General features: G+C 63.0%; 12 protein-coding genes. 6 read left to right on the top strand and 6 right to left on the bottom strand.

What is annotated here, in order from left to right; all coding sequences use genetic code 11:
* Positions 1–36 precede the first annotated feature (36 nt).
* The 4 genes from JQ567_RS00200 (at position 37) to JQ567_RS00215 (ending at position 6,354) form a co-directional block, all read left to right on the top strand.
* Entirely contained in the window at positions 37–1,113 is a 1,077-nt protein-coding gene (locus JQ567_RS00200) for an ABC transporter substrate-binding protein (protein ID WP_212436942.1), read from the top strand.
* A gap of 107 nt (positions 1,114–1,220) precedes the next feature.
* Positions 1,221–2,285: a substrate-binding domain-containing protein gene (locus tag JQ567_RS00205; protein ID WP_212436943.1), complete on the top strand. Its 1,065-nt coding sequence runs from the start codon at positions 1,221–1,223 to the stop codon at positions 2,283–2,285.
* Positions 2,286–2,422: 137 nt separating this feature from the next.
* A complete protein-coding gene (locus JQ567_RS00210; RefSeq protein WP_212436944.1) occupies positions 2,423–4,135 on the top strand; it encodes an iron ABC transporter permease in 1,713 nt (570 codons plus the stop codon).
* Positions 4,136–4,236: 101 nt separating this feature from the next.
* Positions 4,237–6,354, top strand: coding sequence for a S9 family peptidase (locus JQ567_RS00215; RefSeq protein ID WP_212436946.1), 2,118 nt, complete (start codon positions 4,237–4,239; stop codon positions 6,352–6,354).
* Positions 6,355–6,381: 27 nt separating this feature from the next.
* Here JQ567_RS00215 and JQ567_RS00220 read toward each other — a convergent pair whose 3' ends face one another.
* Positions 6,382–6,990, bottom strand: a complete 609-nt coding sequence (locus tag JQ567_RS00220; protein ID WP_212436947.1) for a TetR/AcrR family transcriptional regulator — start codon at positions 6,988–6,990, stop codon at positions 6,382–6,384.
* A gap of 181 nt (positions 6,991–7,171) precedes the next feature.
* On the opposite strand from JQ567_RS00220, the gene JQ567_RS00225 reads away from it, so the two are divergent.
* Together JQ567_RS00225 and JQ567_RS00230 are read left to right on the top strand one after the other, a co-directional pair.
* Complete coding sequence (locus JQ567_RS00225) at positions 7,172–8,380, top strand: efflux RND transporter periplasmic adaptor subunit (protein WP_212436948.1); 1,209 nt, start codon at positions 7,172–7,174, stop codon at positions 8,378–8,380.
* Between the two features lie 134 nt (positions 8,381–8,514).
* Entirely contained in the window at positions 8,515–11,703 is a 3,189-nt protein-coding gene (locus JQ567_RS00230; RefSeq protein WP_212436949.1) for an efflux RND transporter permease subunit, read from the top strand.
* Positions 11,704–11,897: 194 nt separating this feature from the next.
* Here the strand turns inward: JQ567_RS00230 and JQ567_RS00235 are convergent, their stop codons facing one another.
* The 5 genes from JQ567_RS00235 to JQ567_RS00255 form a co-directional block, all read right to left on the bottom strand.
* Positions 11,898–13,340: an aldehyde dehydrogenase family protein gene (locus tag JQ567_RS00235; protein WP_212436950.1), complete on the bottom strand. Its 1,443-nt coding sequence runs from the start codon at positions 13,338–13,340 to the stop codon at positions 11,898–11,900.
* Between the two features lie 51 nt (positions 13,341–13,391).
* The gene (locus JQ567_RS00240) at positions 13,392–14,111 is read right to left on the bottom strand and encodes a ribonuclease activity regulator RraA (protein WP_212037453.1); all 720 of its coding nucleotides are present in this window, start codon (positions 14,109–14,111) and stop codon (positions 13,392–13,394) included.
* Positions 14,112–14,230: 119 nt separating this feature from the next.
* Entirely contained in the window at positions 14,231–15,322 is a 1,092-nt protein-coding gene (locus tag JQ567_RS00245; protein WP_212436951.1) for an SMP-30/gluconolactonase/LRE family protein, read from the bottom strand.
* Positions 15,323–15,454: 132 nt separating this feature from the next.
* On the bottom strand, positions 15,455–17,194 hold the full coding sequence (gene araD / locus JQ567_RS00250; RefSeq protein ID WP_212269048.1) for an L-arabinonate dehydratase: 1,740 nt from the start codon (positions 17,192–17,194) through the stop codon (positions 15,455–15,457).
* A complete protein-coding gene (locus tag JQ567_RS00255) occupies positions 17,191–18,048 on the bottom strand; it encodes an ABC transporter permease (RefSeq protein ID WP_212436952.1) in 858 nt (285 codons plus the stop codon). Before JQ567_RS00255 ends, araD begins: the two co-directional genes overlap by 4 nt.
* Positions 18,049–18,126: the final 78 nt, after the last annotated feature.

Genomic DNA, 18,126 nt, shown 5'->3' on the forward strand with positions numbered 1-18,126 from the left:
CCATCAGCCGATAGAGAACAAGAAGCGGAGGATGCAATGAAGCGAAAACTCTCAAGGCGCGAGGTGCTGCAGGGCTCGCTGAAGGCTTCGACGGCGCTGGCATTCGGAACCGTGTTCGCCTCGCCCTCCCGCGCGCAGGCGCCGCCGCCGGAAGCGATCACGCCGCAACTGATCGAGGCGGCAAAAAAAGAAGGCAAGGTGGTCTGGTACACCTCGATCGATCTATCGGTATCCGAAAAGATCGCGGCTTCGTTCAAGGCCAAATTCGGCGGCATCGAGGTGCGCGTCGAACGTACCGGCGCCGAGCGCGTGTTCCAGCGCATCGGCCAGGAATATGCCAGCAACGTGCACGCCGTCGATATCGCCAATTCCTCCGACGCCGCGCATCTCCTGGCATGGAAGCGGCAGGGCATCCTGCTGCCTTACGTGCCGGAGGACGTCGCCAGGCATTACAAGCCCGAGCATCGCGATCCCGACGGCATGTTTGCCGGCTTCCGCGCCACGCTGAGCCCGATCGCCTACAACACCAAACTGGTGAAGGCCGAAGACGCGCCGGCGAGTTTCAAGGACCTGCTCGATCCCAAATGGAAGGGCAAGATCGTCAAGGCGCATCCCGGCTATAGCGGCACGATCCTGACCGCGACCTTCGAGATGGTTCGCGACATCGGCTGGGAGTATTACGAGCAACTCGCCAAGCAGAACATCATGCAGGTGCAATCGGCGACCGATCCGCCGAAGAAGCTGTCGCTCGGCGAGCGCAGCGTGATGGCCGACGGCACCGAGTACAATATCTTCCTGCTCAAGGAGGCCGGCCAGCCGGTCGAGGTGGTGTATCCCACCGAGGGCACGCCGTTCATCGTCGGCCCCAACGGCATCTTCAAGGCGGCGCCGAATCCCAATGCGGCAAAGCTGTTCCAGAACTATTGCTTCACGCCGGACGCACAGCGGATCATCATCGACGCCGGCGGCCTGCGGTCGCTGCACGCCCAGGTGAAGGAACATACCGGCCGCAAGCCGCTCGCCGCCATCAAGCTGATGAAGGAAGACGCCGCGGGCGCCGAGGCCCAGAGCGAAGAGATCAAGGCGCGCTACCAGAAGATCTTCCGTGTTTAGGGCGTCATTGCGAGCGAAGCGAAGCAATCCATCGTGCAGCACGAAGAAAAAATGGATTGCCGCGTCGCTGCGCTCCTCGCAATGACGACAGCGATCAAGGAACCACGATGCGAAAACACATCAACCGGCGCGACATCATCAAGGGCTCGGCCGCGCTCGCGCTCGGCACCGTGTTCGCGTCACCGGTTCGCGCCCAGGCGCCGGAACCGGTCGCGATCAACCCCGGCCTGATCGAAGCGGCCAAAAAGGAAGGCAAGGTCGTCCTGTATTCCTCGATGGATCTGCCGGTCGGCGAAAAGCTCGGCAAGGCGTTCGAGGCGGCTTATCCGGGAATCAGTGTGCAGATCGAGCGCTCCGGCTCGGAGCGGCTGTTCTCGCGGGTCGACCAGGAATTCGCCAGCAACATCCGCGCCGCCGACATCATCAACACGTCGGACGCCTCGCACATCATCACCTGGAAGAAAAACGGCTGGCTGATGCCGTTCCTGCCGGAAGACGTTGCCAAGCATTTTCCGGAAACCTATCGCGATCCCGACGGAATGTCCGCGACCTCCCGTATCTACTTGTCGTCGATCGCCTACAACACCAACCTCGTAAAGCCCGAGGACGCGCCGAAGAGCTATGCGGACCTGCTCGATCCAAAATGGGCGGGCAAGATGGTCAAGGCTCATCCGTCCTATAGCGGCACCATTATGACCGCGACCTTCCAGCTGGTGCGTGAGCTGGGCTGGGGCTATCTCGAAAAACTATCGAAGCAGCGCGTGATGCAGGTGCAATCCTCGACCGATCCACCGAAGAAGCTCGCGCTCGGCGAACGTGCGGTGATGGCCGACGGCAATGAGTACGGCGTCGTGCTCCTGAAGGAGGCCGGCCAGCCGGTCGAGCCGCTATATCCAACCGAGGGCACGCCGACGATCTCGGGGCCGACCGCAATCTTCAAGACCGCGCAGCATCCGAATGCCGCAAAACTGTTCCAGGCCTGGCTGCACACGCGCGAGACCCAGCAATTCTTCGTCGACTACACCGCGCAATATTCGGTTCATCCGCAGGTGCAGTCGAAGCCGGGACGCCGCAAGCTTTCCGACATCAAGCTGATGAAGGAAGACGCTGTCGGCGTCGAGGCGATGACGGAAGAGATCAAGACACGGTATGCGAAGTTGTTTCGGGTGTGACGACCCAGTTCGGACCAATTTGCTGTTGTCATTCCGGGGCGATGCGAAGCATCGAACTACGGTGCGCAACTGCGCACCTGAGAATCTCGAGATTCCGGGTTCGCTTCGCGCCCCGGAATGACCGGATAGAGAGATAAATGACCATCGCCGACACCGCTCCCGCCAAAGCCAAACTCGACTGGACCAAACCTATCCTGTGGCTGTTCGCGGCCGTCATGATCGTGCTGATCGTGATGCCGATGTCGTGGCTGGCGGTGTATGCCTTCACCGACAAGGCGCGGAACCCGACGCTGCAGAATTTCATCAAGCTGTTCACCGATCCGGACTTCCTCGATCCTTTGGCGACGACCGCGATCATCGCGACCACGTCGGCGACGATCTGCTGCATCATCGCCGCCCCGATCGGCTGGCTGGTGTCGCGCACCGACATGCCGGGACGGCAGACCATCCGTGCGCTGGTCACCGCCTCGTTCGTGACGCCGCCGTTTCTTGGCGCGGTGGCCTGGGAATTGCTGGCCGCGCCCAACAGCGGGTTATTGAACCAGCTCTATCGCTTCCTGACCGGCGCCGGATCGGACGTGCATCTCTTCAACATCTATTCGTTGACCGGCATCATCTTCGTGATCTCCTGCTACACGTTTCCGTTCGTGTTCGTGCTGGTCGCCAACGCGCTCGACAACATGCCGGGCGAGCTCGAGGATGCTTCCGCCATCCTCGGCGGCAAGGCGTGGACCACGGCGCGGCGCGTGACGATCCCCCTGGCGCTGCCCGCATTGGTCGCGGGCGCCTTGATCGCCTTCCTGCAGGCGATGACGCTGTTCGGATCGCCGGCGATCCTGGCCTTGCCGGCGGGTTTCCACACCATGACCACCAAGATCTGGAGCCTGTTCCAGTATCCGCCCAAGCCCGAACTCGCCGCGGCGGCCGCGGTGCCGCTGCTGCTGCTGACGATCCTGCTGCTGCAGGGCCAGAAATTCCTGCTCGGCCGCCGCGGCTATTCTGTCGTGGGCGGCAAATATGGCGCGCCGCGCCCGATTGAAATGAAGGCTTGGCGCTGGGTGGCGCTGGCGTTCTGCCTGATCGTGCTGCTCAATCCCGTGTTCCTGCCCTATCTGGCGCTGCTCAACGCCGCCTTCTCGCCGAACGCGACCACCTTGGTGACACCCGCGACGGCGACGCTGCACAACATCGTGTTCGTGTTCACCGAATTGTCGTCGACCCAGCTCGCGCTCAAGAACACGGTGATCCTGGGCGCCTCGACCGCGACCATCGGGACGTTACTGGCGCTGGTCATCGCCTATGTCACGACGCGGCGCGTGATCTCGGGGCATCGTTTCCTCGGCTTTCTTGCCACCGCGCCGATCGCGGTGCCCGGCATCGTGCTCGGCGTCGGCCTGTTCCTGAGCTACACGCGGCCGCCCTTCGTATTGTATGGCACGCTGTGGATCCTGCTGCTGGCGTTCCTCACCATCAATCTGCCGTCGGCCTATCAGCAATTGCAGGCGGCGTTCGCGACCATCCACCCCGAACTCGAAGACGCCAGCCGCATCCTCGGCGCGACGCGGCTGCAGTCGCTGCGCCAGATCACCGCGCCCTTGCTGCGCACCGGCGTGATCGCGACCTGGTGCTTCATCTTCATCGGCGTGATGCGCGAATTATCGGCCGCAATCGTCCTGTTTACGTCGCAGACCAAGGTGCTGTCGGTGCTGATCTACGACCTCAACGAAAGCGGCGACCTCGCCGCGATCGCGGTGCTCGGCATCGCGATGCTGATCATCACCTTTGCGGTGGTGCTCGCCGTCAACCGTATCCCGGGCGGAAATGCCGCCGCGCGGTTGAGGAATAGCTAGCCGACAACGTCTGATCAAAGCAATCCCGTCTGGCAATTGGCGCTTTCGACCCGATATAAGGACGAACGCGAACGAACTTCCAGAAATCAGACGAGGATAGCTTGACCCAACCGACGAGCAAAAGCCGTTCACTGCAGGCGCCGGTGGCGCCGCGCCGCCCGCATTCGTTCACCACCCATGGCATCACGGTGACGGACGATTACGCGTGGCTCAAGGACGCCAAATGGCAGGACGTGCTGCGCGATCCCTCGATCCTGGATGCCGACATCAGGCAATATCTGGAAAGCGAAAACGACTACACCGAGAGCCTGCTCGGCCACACCTCGCCGCTGCAGAAGAAGCTGGTCGCGGAGATGCGCGGGCGCATCAAGGAAGACGATTCCAGCGTGCCATCGCCGGATGGCCCGTTCGCTTACCTGCGGAAATTCCGCGAGGGCGGCCAGCACGAGATGTACGGCCGCACCCCGCGCGATGGCGGCGAGCTTGAGATCGTGCTCGACGGCGACGCACTGGCGGCATCCCATAAATACTTCAAGTTCGGCGGCGCGCGGCATTCGCCGGATCACAAATTGCAGGCGTGGAGCGCGGACACCAAGGGCTCGGAATATTTCTCGATCCGCGTGCGCGACTGGGCGAGCGGCAAGGACTCTGACGACCTCGTCGAGGAGACCGATGGCGGCGTGGTCTGGAGCACGGACGGACAAAGCTTCTTCTACGTCAAGCTCGATGACAACCACCGGCCGATGCAGGTGTGGCGGCATCGCTTAGGCACCACGCAGGCGGACGACACGCTGGTCTATGAGGAACAGGATTCCGGCTGGTTCACCCATCTGCATGAAAGCTCCAGCGGACGCTTTTGCGTCATTGCCGGCGGCGACCATGAAACGTCCGAGCAGCGCCTGATTGACCTGGCCAATCCCGAGACACCGCCGCGGCTGGTCGCGGCGCGCGAGGAAGGCGTGCAATATTCGATCGCCGACCGCGGCGACGAGCTGTTCATCCTCACCAACGCCAACGACGCAATCGACTTCAAGGTGATGAGCGCGCCGCTGGCTTCACCAGAGCGCGCGAACTGGCGCGATTTGATCCCGCATCGCGAGGGCATCTATGTGCTCGATGTCGAGCTTTACGCCGGCCACATGGTGCGGCTGGAGCGCGCCAACGCGCTGCCCGCAATCATTATCCGCGACCTCACGTCAGGCGAAGAACACGCCATCGCCTTCGATGAAGCGGCCTATTCGCTCGACACCATGGGCGGCTATGAATTCGAAACCACCAATTTGCGGTTTTCCTATTCGTCGATGACGACGCCATCGGAAGTCTATGATTACGACATGGCGACGCGAACGAGAGTGCTGCGCAAGCGCCAGGAGATTCCGTCCGGCCACAACCCGGCCGACTACATCACCACCCGCATCATGGCGACGGCGCATGACGGCGCCAAGGTGCCGGTCTCGATCCTGCATCGCAAGGATCTCGTGCGCGACGGCAACGCGCCGCTGCTGCTGTACGGCTACGGCTCCTACGGCATGGCGATGCCGGCCTCGTTCGCGGCCAACCGGCTGTCGCTGGTCGATCGCGGTTTTGTCTATGCGATCGCGCATATCAGAGGCGGCGCCGACAAGGGCTGGGGCTGGTATCTCGACGGCAAGCGCGAAAAGAAAACCAATACGTTCGACGATTTTGCCGCGGCAGGCCGCGCCTTGATTGAGGCCAAATACACCAGCGCAAAGCGCATCGTCGGCCATGGCGGCAGCGCCGGTGGCATGCTGATGGGAGCGGTCGCCAACCGCGCCGGCGAATTGTTCGCCGGCATCGTTGCGGAGGTGCCGTTCGTCGACGTGCTGAATACGATGCTTGACGACACGCTGCCGCTGACGCCGCCGGAATGGCCGGAATGGGGCAACCCGATCGAGAGCGAAAGGGATTTCCGCACCATCCTGTCCTATTCGCCCTACGACAATATCGCGGCAAAGGACTATCCGCTGATCCTCGCGATGGGCGGCTTGACCGATCCGCGCGTCACCTATTGGGAGCCGGCGAAATGGATCGCGCGATTGCGCGCGACCATGAAGGGTGGCGGCCCGGTGCTGCTCCGCACCAATATGGGCGCCGGCCATGGCGGCGCATCGGGGCGCTTCAACCGGCTCGACGAGGTCGCGATCGCTTACGCGTTCGCGCTATGGGCGGTGGGATTGGCGGAGAGAGCGGAGGTTTAACCTTCTCCCTCGCCCGCGCTTGCAGCGTCAGACCGTCGCCAGACTGGGTGGCGGCGGCCATGTGCGCAGCGCCATCTCGGCGATCTTGCGCACTTGCTCCCGCGTGGTTCCGCCAGCCGCCTGCACCGCCATGCCCTGCAGGATCGCGGAGAGATAGGCCGCGAGATCGGCGGCGTCGGATCCCTCGGGTAGCTCGCCTTCGGCGATCGCCCGCTCGAAGCGCTGGCGCAAATCCTGTTCGCTTTTGGCACGGCGCGACACCAATTCCTGTTTGATGGATTCGGCGGCATCGCCGCAGGTCAGCGCGCCCTGGACCGCCAGACATCCCGGCGGATGGTCGGGACCCGTGACAGCGTCGGCGCTTTCATACAACAGGTGCTCCACCACGGCGCGTATGGTCGGCTTGGCCAGCGCAACCTGGAAGTAACCGCCGGGACCATCGACATACCGATCCAGCGCCTTGCGAAACAGCTCTTCCTTGTTGCCGAAGGCTGAATAAAGGCTTGGCTTGGTGATCCCCATGGTTTCGGTGAGGTCCGCGATCGACGCGCCTTCATAGCCTTTGCGCCAGAACACCTGCAGCGCCAGGTCGAGCGCCGTGTCGACATCGAATTCGCGGGGCCGTCCCATGGCCATGATGGGGTCCTCCTCCAATTTCCTACCGATCGTTAGATAAGTGACTTGACAGGGGATGTCGATGGCCCATCTATACCGAACGTTATGAATGTGTGCGCTGCAACGTAGACGTGGATCGGGTGTCGTGCCGGCTCCAGTCTGTTCAAATCGGGGTTAACAGCGCCGAATGTCTGGGGTCTCCATGAAAAATATTATCAAAAACAAACGCTTGGTTGGAACCGGGCTGGTGCTGGCCGCTCTCGCCATCGCCGCCGGCGCGACCTTCCTGAGCGGTCGCGGCGGTAGCGCGCAGGCCGTGGCGGCCGCAGCTGCCCCGGCGGCGCTGCCAGTCTCGGTCTCCGTCGTGGCACCCCGGCAGACCGTGCCTTGGGACGAGTTTTCCGGCCGGCTTGAAGCCGTCGAGCGGGTCGAAATCCGCTCCCGCGTCGCAGGCGCCATCCAGCAAATTCACTTTACGGAGGGAGCGCTGGTCAAACAGGGCGACCTGTTGATCCTGATCGATCCGTCGCTCTATGCGGCCGATGTGGCGCGCGCCGAAGGCCAGGTCGCCGCGGCCAAGGCGCGCCTGATCCTCACCAAGAGCGATTTCGAACGCGGCCAGCAATTGACGGATTCGCGCACGATCTCGCAGCGGGATTTTGACGGTCGCGTCAACGCCTACCGCGAAGCCGAAGCCAATCTGAAGGCGGCCGAGGCGGCGCTGCAAACGGCACAACTCAATCTCGGCTATACCGAAATACGGGCCCCGGTCACAGGTCGGGTCGGCAAGCTCGAGATCACCGTCGGCAATCTGATCGCCGCCGGACCCGGCACACCGGTGCTAACCACGCTGGTCTCGGTCAATCCGATTTATGCCAGCTTCAATGCCGATGAGCAGGTGGTGACACGGGCGTTGCGGACGCTGGCGGATGAATCGACGCCGTCCGAGATCGGACGCATCCCAGTGCAGATGGGGACCGGCACCTCCGACGGCACGCCCTACAAGGGCCGAATGCAGCTGATCGACAACCAGGTCGACGCCCGAAGCGGCACCGTTCGGGTGCGGGCGGTGTTCGACAACGCCGACGGCCGCCTGATGCCCGGCCAGTTCGCGCGGCTGCTGATGGGACAGCCCAAAGCCGAGCCAGCGTTGCTGATCAGCGAGCGCGCCGTCGGTACCGACCAGAACAAGAAATTCGTGATGGTCGTCGACAAAGACAGCAAGGCGGAATATCGCGAAGTTGCGCTCGGCATATCGATCGACGGCATGCGCGTGGTGACCGGCGGCCTGCAAGCCGGCGAGCGCATCGTGGTCAAGGGACTGCAGCGCGTGCGTCCTGGTGCGCTGGTCGCGCCCGAGGTAGTCGCGATGGGTTTTGCTTCTTCTGCGACCGAGCTGGCGCAGCGCTAGCAATCTGATCCCGGTGCTCTTACGAGGGCACCGGGCAATATCAAACAGCAACAGAAGTGAATCAGTGGGTCGATCACGGTCGGCCGCGCCGGGACCCTTGCGCTTCGCAGCGCCGATATCAGCGAGACAGTGCCATGAACTTTTCCAGATTCTTCATCGATCGACCGATTTTTGCGGGCGTGCTGTCGACCCTGATCTTTGTGGCGGGCCTGCTGTCGCTGCCGGCGTTGCCGATCTCGGAATATCCGGAAGTCGCGCCGCCGACAGTGGTGGTGCGCGCGCAATATCCGGGCGCCAACCCCAAGGTCATCGCCGAGACGGTATCGACGCCGATCGAGGAGCAGATCAACGGGGTCGAAGGCATGCTCTATATGAGCAGCCAGGCCACGACGGACGGATTGATGACGCTCAACGTCACGTTCCGGCTCGGCACCGATCCCGACAAGGCACAGCAACTGGTGCAAAACCGCGTGGCGCAGGCCGAGCCGCGACTGCCAGCCGAGGTCCGCACCCTCGGCATCACCACGATCAAGAGCGCGCCCGACCTCACCATGGTGGTACATTTGCTGTCGCCGAACGGCCGCTACGACATGACCTATTTGCGCAACTATGCCGTGCTCAACGTCAAGGATCGGCTGGCGCGCATCGAAGGTGTCGGCCAGGTACAGTTGTTCGGTTCCGGCGACTATTCGATGCGGGTCTGGCTCGATCCACAGAAGGTCGCCGAGCGCGGGCTGTCGGCTTCCGACGTGGTGCGCGAGATCCGCGCCCAGAACGTGCAGGCCGCCGCCGGCGTGGTCGGCGCGTCGCCAAGCGAAGTCGGGCTCGATCTGCAGCTTTCCATCAACGCGCAGGGACGACTGCAGACCGAGGAGGAGTTCGGCGAAATCATCGTCAAGAACGGCGCCAATGGCGAAGTCACGAGGCTGCGCGACATCGCCCGGATCGAGCTCGGTGCCGCGGACTATTCGCTGCGCTCGCTGCTGGACAACAAGTCCGCGGTCGCGGTGCCGATCTTCCAGTCGCCGGGTTCCAATGCGATCCAGATCTCCGACACCGTCCGCAAGATGATGGTCGAGCTGAAGGCGAACATGCCCGACGGCATGGATTACAGCATCGTCTACGACCCCACGCAGTTCGTTCGCGCCTCGATCGAGGCGGTGGTGCACACGCTGTTGGAAGCCGTTGCCCTCGTGGTGCTGGTGGTCATCCTATTCCTGCAGACCTGGCGTGCGTCGATCATTCCGCTGATCGCGGTGCCGGTTTCCATCATCGGCACCTTTGCCGTCATGCATGTGTTTGGTTTCTCGATCAACGCGCTGACACTGTTCGGGCTGGTGCTGGCGATCGGTATTGTCGTCGATGACGCCATCGTCGTGGTCGAGAACGTCGAGCGCAACATCGAGCAGGGGCTGACGCCAAAGGAAGCGGCGTATCAGGCGATGCAGGAAGTGACCGGACCGATCATCGCGATCGCGCTGGTGCTGATCGCGGTGTTCGTGCCGCTGGCGTTCATTACCGGATTGACCGGCCAGTTCTACAAGCAGTTCGCGCTGACGGTGGCGATCTCGACGGTGATTTCAGCGTTCAATTCGCTGACGCTGTCGCCGGCGCTGGCGGCGGTGCTGCTGAAATCGCACGACGCGCCAAAGGACGCATTGACCCGCGGCATGGACCGCGTGCTTGGCTGGTTCTTTCAACGCTTCAACCGCTTTTTCCACCGCAGTTCGGAGGCCTATGGCAGCGGCGTCAAGCGGGTGATCTCGCGGCGGGCGATCGTGATGGTCGCCTATGTCGCGCTGATCGGCGTCACTTATGGGCTGTTCAAGGCGGTGCCCGGTGGTTTCGTTCCCGGCCAGGACAAGCAGTACCTGGTCGGCTTCGCGCAACTGCCTGACGGCGCGACGCTGGACCGCACCGAAGAGGTGATCCGCCGCATGGGCGATATCGCCTTGAAGCTGCCGGGCGTTGAAAGCGCCGTGGCGTTTCCCGGCCTGTCGATCAACGGTTTTACCAACAGCTCCAATTCGGGAATCGTGTTCGTTACTTTGAAGCCATTTGAAGAGCGGAAGGCCGCCAATCTCAGCGCGGGCGCGATCGCCGGCCAGCTCAACGGCAAGTTTTCCGCGATCCAGGAAGCCTTCATTGCCATGTTCCCGCCGCCGCCGGTGGCGGGATTAGGCACCATCGGCGGCTTCAAGCTGCAGATCGAGGATCGCGCCGGGCTGGGCTATGAGGCGCTCAACGACGCCACCAAAGCGTTCATCGCCAAGGCCGGCGCGGCGCCGCAACTGGCCGGGCTGTTCTCCAGCTATCAGGTCAACGTGCCGCAGCTTTATGCCGATATCGACCGCACCCGGGCGCGGCAGCTCAGCGTGCCCGTCACCAGCGTGTTTGATACCATGCAGATCTATCTCGGCTCGCTCTACGTCAACGACTTCAACAAGTTCGGCCGCACCTATTCGGTGCGGGTGCAGGCGGACGCGAAATTCCGCGCCCGCGCCGACGATGTTGGGCTGTTGAAGGTGCGCTCCGACACCGGCGAGATGGTGCCGTTGTCGGCGCTGCTGAAAATCAAGGAGAGCGCCGGGCCGGAACGCGCCATGCGTTACAACGGCTTCCTCACCGCCGACCTCAATGGCGGTGCGGCGCCCGGGTATTCGACCGGGCAGGCTCAGGCAGCGGTGGAGAAGATCGCGGCAGAGACCTTTCCGAAGGGCATCGCGTTCGAGTGGACCGACCTGACCTATCAGGAAATCATTGCCGGCAACTCGTCGCTGGTGGTGTTTCCGGTGGCGCTATTGCTGGTATTCCTGGTGCTCGCCGCGCAATACGAGAGCCTGACCCTGCCGCTGTCGATCATCATGATCGTGCCGATGGGATTGCTGGCGGCGATGCTTGGCGTCTGGCTGACCAGGGGCGACAACAACGTATTCACGCAGATCGGTTTGATCGTGCTGGTGGGACTGTCGGCCAAGAATGCCATCCTGATCGTGGAGTTCGCGCGCGAGCTGGAGTTCGCCGGACGTACGCCGGTGCAAGCCGCGATCGAAGCCAGCCGCTTGCGGCTGCGGCCGATCCTGATGACTTCGCTGGCCTTCATCATGGGTGTGGTGCCGCTGGTGATCTCCACCGGCGCAGGTTCCGAGATGCGTCATGCCATGGGGGTGGCCGTGTTTTCAGGCATGATCGGCGTCACGGCGTTCGGCATCTTCTTTACGCCGATGTTCTACGTGCTGCTGCGCGCCTTGGCTGGCAACCGGCCGCTGACGCAACATGGCGAGGCATCGGTGGGGAATATCGCGCGTCATCCGGCCGAGTGAGACGGCGAATGTGCGGCCGTTACGGCGTTCGCACTGTGGGCGGTGGGGACGACCGTTGAACTCGTCATGGCCGGGCTTGACCCGGCCATCCTCGACTTTGGTGCGTCGACTACTGATAAGACGTGGATGCCCCGGGCATAGGCGAGCCGAAGCGACGCCGTCCTTCGGACGGCTACGCCCGGGCATGACGGTGGCTACGGCAACGTGTAGGCCGTCTTGACCGTCGTATAAAACTCCGCCGCGTAGCGGCCCTGTTCGCGGGCGCCGAAGCTGGAGCCTTTTCGGCCACCGAACGGCACGTGGTAATCGACGCCGGCGATCGGCAGATTGACCATCACCATGCCGGCTTCGGAATTGCGCTTGTAGTCGCTGGCGTATTTCAGGCTGGTGGTGCAGATGCCGGATGACAGGCCGAAGTCGGTGTCGTTCGCGGTCGCCAGCGCTTCGGCATAATCCTTGACCCTGATGACCGCGGCCACCGGCCCAAAAATTTCCTCGCGCGCGATCCGCATGGTGTTGCTCACGTCAGTGAACAAGGCCGGCTGCAGATAGAAGCCGGGCGCATCGCGGTTGAGACGCTCGCCACCGAATGCGAGTTTTGCACCCTCATCCTTGCCGATCGAGATATATTTGAGATCCTGATCAAGCTGGCTCTGATCGACGACGGGGCCGATATCGGTACCGGCCTTGACGGCATCGTCAATCTTCAGGCCGCGCATCCGCTCGGTCAGGGCCTCGACGAATTTGTCGTGGATCCCGGCGGTGACGATCAGGCGCGAAGCGGCGGTGCAGCGCTGGCCGGTGGAAAAGAACGCGCTATTGGCGGCGCATTCCACGGCGACCTTCAGGTCCGCGTCGTCGAGAACGACCAGCGGATTCTTGCCGCCCATCTCCAATTGAAACTTCTTCATCGGCCGCGAGGCGATGCAGGCCGCCGCGACTTTCTGACCGGTGGAAACGGACCCCGTGAAACTGATCGCCGCTACATCAGGATGCTCCAGCAGGACCGCACCGACTTCGGAGCCGCGCCCGAGCACGAGGTTGAGCACGCCCTTGGGCAGGCCCGCGCGGTGCAGGATATCGACCAGCGCCCACGACGAGCCCGGCACGAGGTCGGCGGGCTTGATCACCACGGTGTTGCCATAGGCCAGCGCCGGCGCGATCTTCCAGGCCGGTATCGCGATCGGGAAATTCCACGGCGTGATCAGGCCGACGACACCGAGCGCTTCGCGCGTGATCTCGATGTCGATGCCGGGGCGCACCGAGGCGAGTTTCTCGCCGGCCATCCGCAGGCATTCGCCGGCAAAGAACGCAAAGATCTGCCCGGCGCGCGCGACTTCGCCGACGCCTTCCGGCAGCGTCTTGCCTTCCTCGCGCGACAGCAGCCGGCCCAGTTCATCCTTGCGCGCGAGGATCTCGTCCGACGCCTTCTTCAGGATGTCGTAGCGCACTTGCGGCGTCGATCGCGACCAGGCCGGGAATGCGGCCTTTGCAGCTGATATCGCGGCCTCGGCCTGCGCGCGCGTGCCGCGCACCGCCTGGCCGACAATGTCCTTGGTATCGGACGGGTTGACGTTGGGCGCGCGGGCGCCATCGGACAGCCATTCGCCGTCGATCAGATTGTTGAACATCAGCATGATGTGGACTCACTGTTGGAGAAAAAAGCGTTGGTGCCAGCCGGCGGCATATTACCGCCCGTTGGCCTTGCGCCAAGCCGCAAAATCCTTCGGCGTCTGCTCGTCGGTTGCCGGATAGAGGCCCAGGATCGATCGTCCCTTGCGCACTTCCTCGGTAACAAAATCCTCGAACGCTGTCATCTCGACCGCCTCGTCGGCGATTTCGTCGGCGAGATGCGCGGGGATCACGATCACGCCGTCGCTGTCGCCGAGAATGACGTCGCCGGGGAACACCGGCGCGTCGCCGCAGCCGATCGGCACGTTAATCTCGATCGCCTGGTGCAGCGTCAGATTGGTCGGCGCGCTCGGCCGCTGGTGGTAGGCGGGAAAGCCGAGGGCTGCGATTTCAGCCGAATCGCGAAAGCCGCCGTCGGTGATGACGCCGGCCGCGCCGCGCTTCATCAGCCGCGTCACCAGGATCGCGCCAGCCGAAGCCGCGCGCGCATCCTTGCGGCTGTCCATCACAAGTACCGCGCCGGGCGGGCAGTCCTCGATTGCCTTGCGCTGCGGATGGGCACGGTCGCGGAACACCTCGATCTTGTTGAGGTCCTCGCGCGCCGGCATGTAGCGCAGCGTGAAGGCTTCGCCGACCAGCACCGGCTGATTTGGCCCGAGCGGATGCACATCCTGGATCATCTGGATACGGAAGCCGCGCTTGAACAGCGCGGTGGCGACGGTGGCGGTGGAGACGGTTTTGAGTTTGTTGCGGGTGGCGTCGCTCAGTTTTGTCATGGTCTTTCCCTGTTCGTCATTCCGGGGCGATGTGCAGCATCGAACCTCAGGTGCGCAATTGCGCACCGGGGAAACTCGAGGTTCCGGGTTCGCTTCGCGCCCCGGAACGACAACTTTAATCACACCGCCCCATGCGCTTCCACGTAAAGCGCGTACACGGAGTGGCAGCTCGTCATATAGAGCCGGTTGTTCTTCGGGCCGCCGAAACAGAGGTTGGCGCAACGCTCCGGCAGCCGGATGAAGGCGAGCGGCTTGCCGGCGGAGTTGAACACCATCACGCCATCGAGGTCTTCGGACTTGCCCTTCAGCTGGAACACTCTTCGGCCGCCGATTTCGGTCGGTTCGCCCTGCAGCGCGCCATTGCTGCCCCAGCCGCACCACAGATTGCCGTCGCGATCGACCCGGAAGCCGTCGAGCGCGCCCTGGTCGGCGGCGTCGATCAGCTTGGTCCGGCTGCCAATCGAGCCGTCGGCGTTGACGTCATAGGCCCAGATGCTGCGGTTGGGGGTGCCCTTCCACTCGACGACATAGAGCTTCTTTTCGTCGGGCGAGAACGCCAGGCCGTTCGGATTGACGATGTCGGTGATGACGGCTGATATCTTGCCGTCCTTGTCGATGCGGTAGACATTGGTGGTGGCCTGCTCGGGCTTTTCCTTGTTGCCCTCCCACTCGCCATTGATGCCGAACAAGGGATCGGTGAACCAGATGCTCTCGTCGGACTTCACCACGACGTCGTTCGGCGCGTTCAGCCGCTTGCCTTCGAACTTGTCGGCCAGCACCGTGATCTTGCCGTCCTTCTCGGTGCGGGTGACACGGCGGGTCACCGAGTGCTCGCAGGTGACGAGACGGCCCTGGCGGTCGCGCGTGTTGCCGTTGGCATAGTTGGCGGGGCTCCGGAACACGCTGGTCTGGTTGGTCTTCTCGTCGAACTTCATGATCCGGTTGTTCGGGATGTCGGAGTACAGGAGATAGCCGCCCTCCGGGAAATAGGCCGGGCCTTCGGCCCAACGCATCCCGGTAGCGACCTGTTCGATCGTAGAAGAATAGATCCGGTATTTTGCAAAGCTCGGATCGAGGATTTGCACCGACGGATCGGGATAGCGCTGGTTCATCGTGAACGGGAATGATTGCGCACCTGCGGCACGCGAGAGAAGCGTGGTGGCCGCGGTGGCGCCGGCTGCGGCGAGGATGTTGCGTCGTGTGATGCTCATGGGTGGTCCTCCTCCAGATGTTTTTTGTTTGGTAACGTCTCTCTCCTGTCATTCCGGGGCGTGCAAAGCACGAACCCGGAATCTCGAGGTTCCGGGTCTGGTCCTTCAGACCATCCCGGAACGACGACTCAATCAATAAATCGACGGCTCCCCTACCGGCTTGCCAAAGCCAGTCTCCAGAAAATCGAAATCGCAGCCTTCGTTGGCCTGCTTGATGTGCTTGGTGAACATCCAGCCATAGCCCCGCTCGAACCGGCGCTCAGGCGCCTTCCATTCCGCGCGGCGCTTTGCCAGCTCCGCCTCCGGCACATCGAGGTTGATGGTGCGGGCGTTGACGTCGAGCGTGATGCGATCGCCGTTCTTCACCAGCGCCAGCGGGCCGCCGATATAGGATTCCGGCGAGACATGCAGGATGCACGCGCCGTAGCTGGTGCCGCTCATGCGCGCATCCGACAGCCGCACCATGTCGCGCACGCCCTGCTTCACCAGCTTGGTCGGGATCGGCAACATGCCCCATTCCGGCATGCCCGGACCGCCCTGCGGCCCAGCGTTGCGCAGGATCAGGACGTGATCCGCGGTCACATCGAGATTGGGATCGTCGATCGCTTTCTTCATCGAGGGGTAATCGTCGAACACCAGCGCCGGTCCCGTGTGCTTGAGAAAGCGCGGCTCGCAGGCCGACGGCTTGATGACGCAGCCATCGGGCGCGAGGTTGCCCTTCAGCACCGCGAGCGCGCCTTCGGCATAGATCGGGTCATTCACGGTGCGGATGACGTCGTCATTATAAACTTCGGCGCGCGCGATGTTCTCGCCGAGCGTCTGGCCGGTCACGGTCATGACGTCGAGGTGCAGATGCTCCCTGATGCGGCTCATCAGGCCCGGCAAGCCGCCGGCATAGAAGAAATCCTCCATCAGATATTTGTCGCCGCTCGGGCGCACATTGGCAATCACGGGCACCTTACGGCTGGCGATCTCGAAATCGTCGAGCCCGATGTCCTGGCCGGCGCGGCGGGCCTGCGCGATTAGATGGATGATCGCATTGGTCGAGCAGCCCATCGCCATCGCCACCGTGATCGCGTTCTCGAAAGCCTTGCGGGTCTGGATCTTGTTCGGCGTCAGATCCTCCCACACCATCTCGACGATGCGGCGGCCGCATTCCGAGGCCATGCGGATGTGGCCGGCGTCGGCCGCGGGAATCGAGGAAGCGCCCGGCAAGGTCATGCCGATCGACTCGGCGATCGCGGTCATGGTCGAGGCGGTGCCCATGGTCATGCAGGTGCCGTAGCTGCGGGCAATGCCGGCCTCGACATCGACCCAATCCTTGTCGGAGATTTTCCCGGCGCGCCGCTCGTCCCAGAATTTCCAGGCGTCCGAGCCCGAGCCCAGCGTCTTGCCCTTCCAGTTGCCGCGCAGCATCGGCCCGGCCGGAAGATAGATCGTCGGCAGGCCCATGCTGGTGGCGCCAAGCAAGAGACCTGGCGTGGTCTTGTCGCAGCCGCCCATCAGTACGACGCCATCGACGGGATGGCCGCGCAATAATTCCTCCGCATCCATCGCCAGCATGTTGCGATAGAGCATCGTGGTCGGCTTCAGGAACGATTCCGACAGCGACAGCGCCGGCAGCTCCATCGGAAAGCCGCCCGCCATCAGGATGCCGCGCTTGACGTCGTCGACGCGGGACTTGAAATGCATGTGGCAGGGCTGCGCGTCCGACCAGGTGTTGAGGATCGCAATGACGGGACGGCCCTTCCACTCCTCCGGCGCGTAACCCATCTGCATCGCGCGCGAGCGATGACCGAAGGCGCGAAGATCGTCGGGCGCGAACCAGCGCGCGCTGCGAAGCTGGTCGGGGGTCTTGTTTTTGCTGCTCATGATTGAGTACCCCATTTCTGGACGGTGTTGCGCTCGATGGTGCGGAAGATCAGGTTTTCCACGATCAAGCCAATGATGATCACCGTCAACAGGCCGGCGAAGACAGCAGGTATGTCAAGCAGATTGCGGTTTTCGAAGATGAACCAGCCGAGCCCGCCCTGCCCGGATGAGACGCCGAACACGAGTTCAGCGGCGATCAGCGTACGCCAGGCGAACGCCCAGCCGATCTTCAGGCCGGTCAGGATCGAGCCGAACGCCGCCGGAATCAGGATGCGCGCCACATAAGGCAGCCCGCGCAGGCCGTAATTGCGGCCGACCATCCGCAGCGTGTTCGACACGCTCTTGAAGCCGGAATGGGTGTTGAGCGCGACCGGCCACAGCACCGAATGGATCAGCACGAAGACGAGGCTGCCATTGCCGAGCCCGAACCAGATCAGCGCCAACGGCAGCAGCGCAATCGCCGGCAACGGGTTGAACATCGCGGTCACGGTTTCGAGGAAATCCGTACCGATGCGGGTGGAGATCGCCAGAATGGTGAAGATGGCGGCGAGAATGATGCCGGCGCTGTACCCCATGAACAGCACCTTCAGCGAAGCCCAGGCGCGGAGCGGAATGGTACCGTCACGCACCTTCTCGAACATGGTCACGATGGTGTCATGAAAGGTCGGGAACAGCAGCGGATTGTCGAGGTAAGTGCCGTAGACTTCCCACACCACCGCGAGGAAGAGAATGATCACGGCTTTGCGAACGAAGCCGTCGTTCCACAGCAGTTCCGGCACCGAAAGCTTACGCTCGACCTCTACCGACGCGGCTGCGGCGGAGGTGTCGCGCATCAAAATTTTCGCTTCGCCCATCGCGCGCTCAATCCTTTTGTTTGAGCATGATCTCCGCGCAAACGCGTTCCGCGTTTGTCGCGAGGGAAAACCGGCACC

This window comes from Bradyrhizobium sp. AUGA SZCCT0431, from assembly GCF_018131065.1.
Lineage (GTDB): Bacteria > Pseudomonadota > Alphaproteobacteria > Rhizobiales > Xanthobacteraceae > Bradyrhizobium.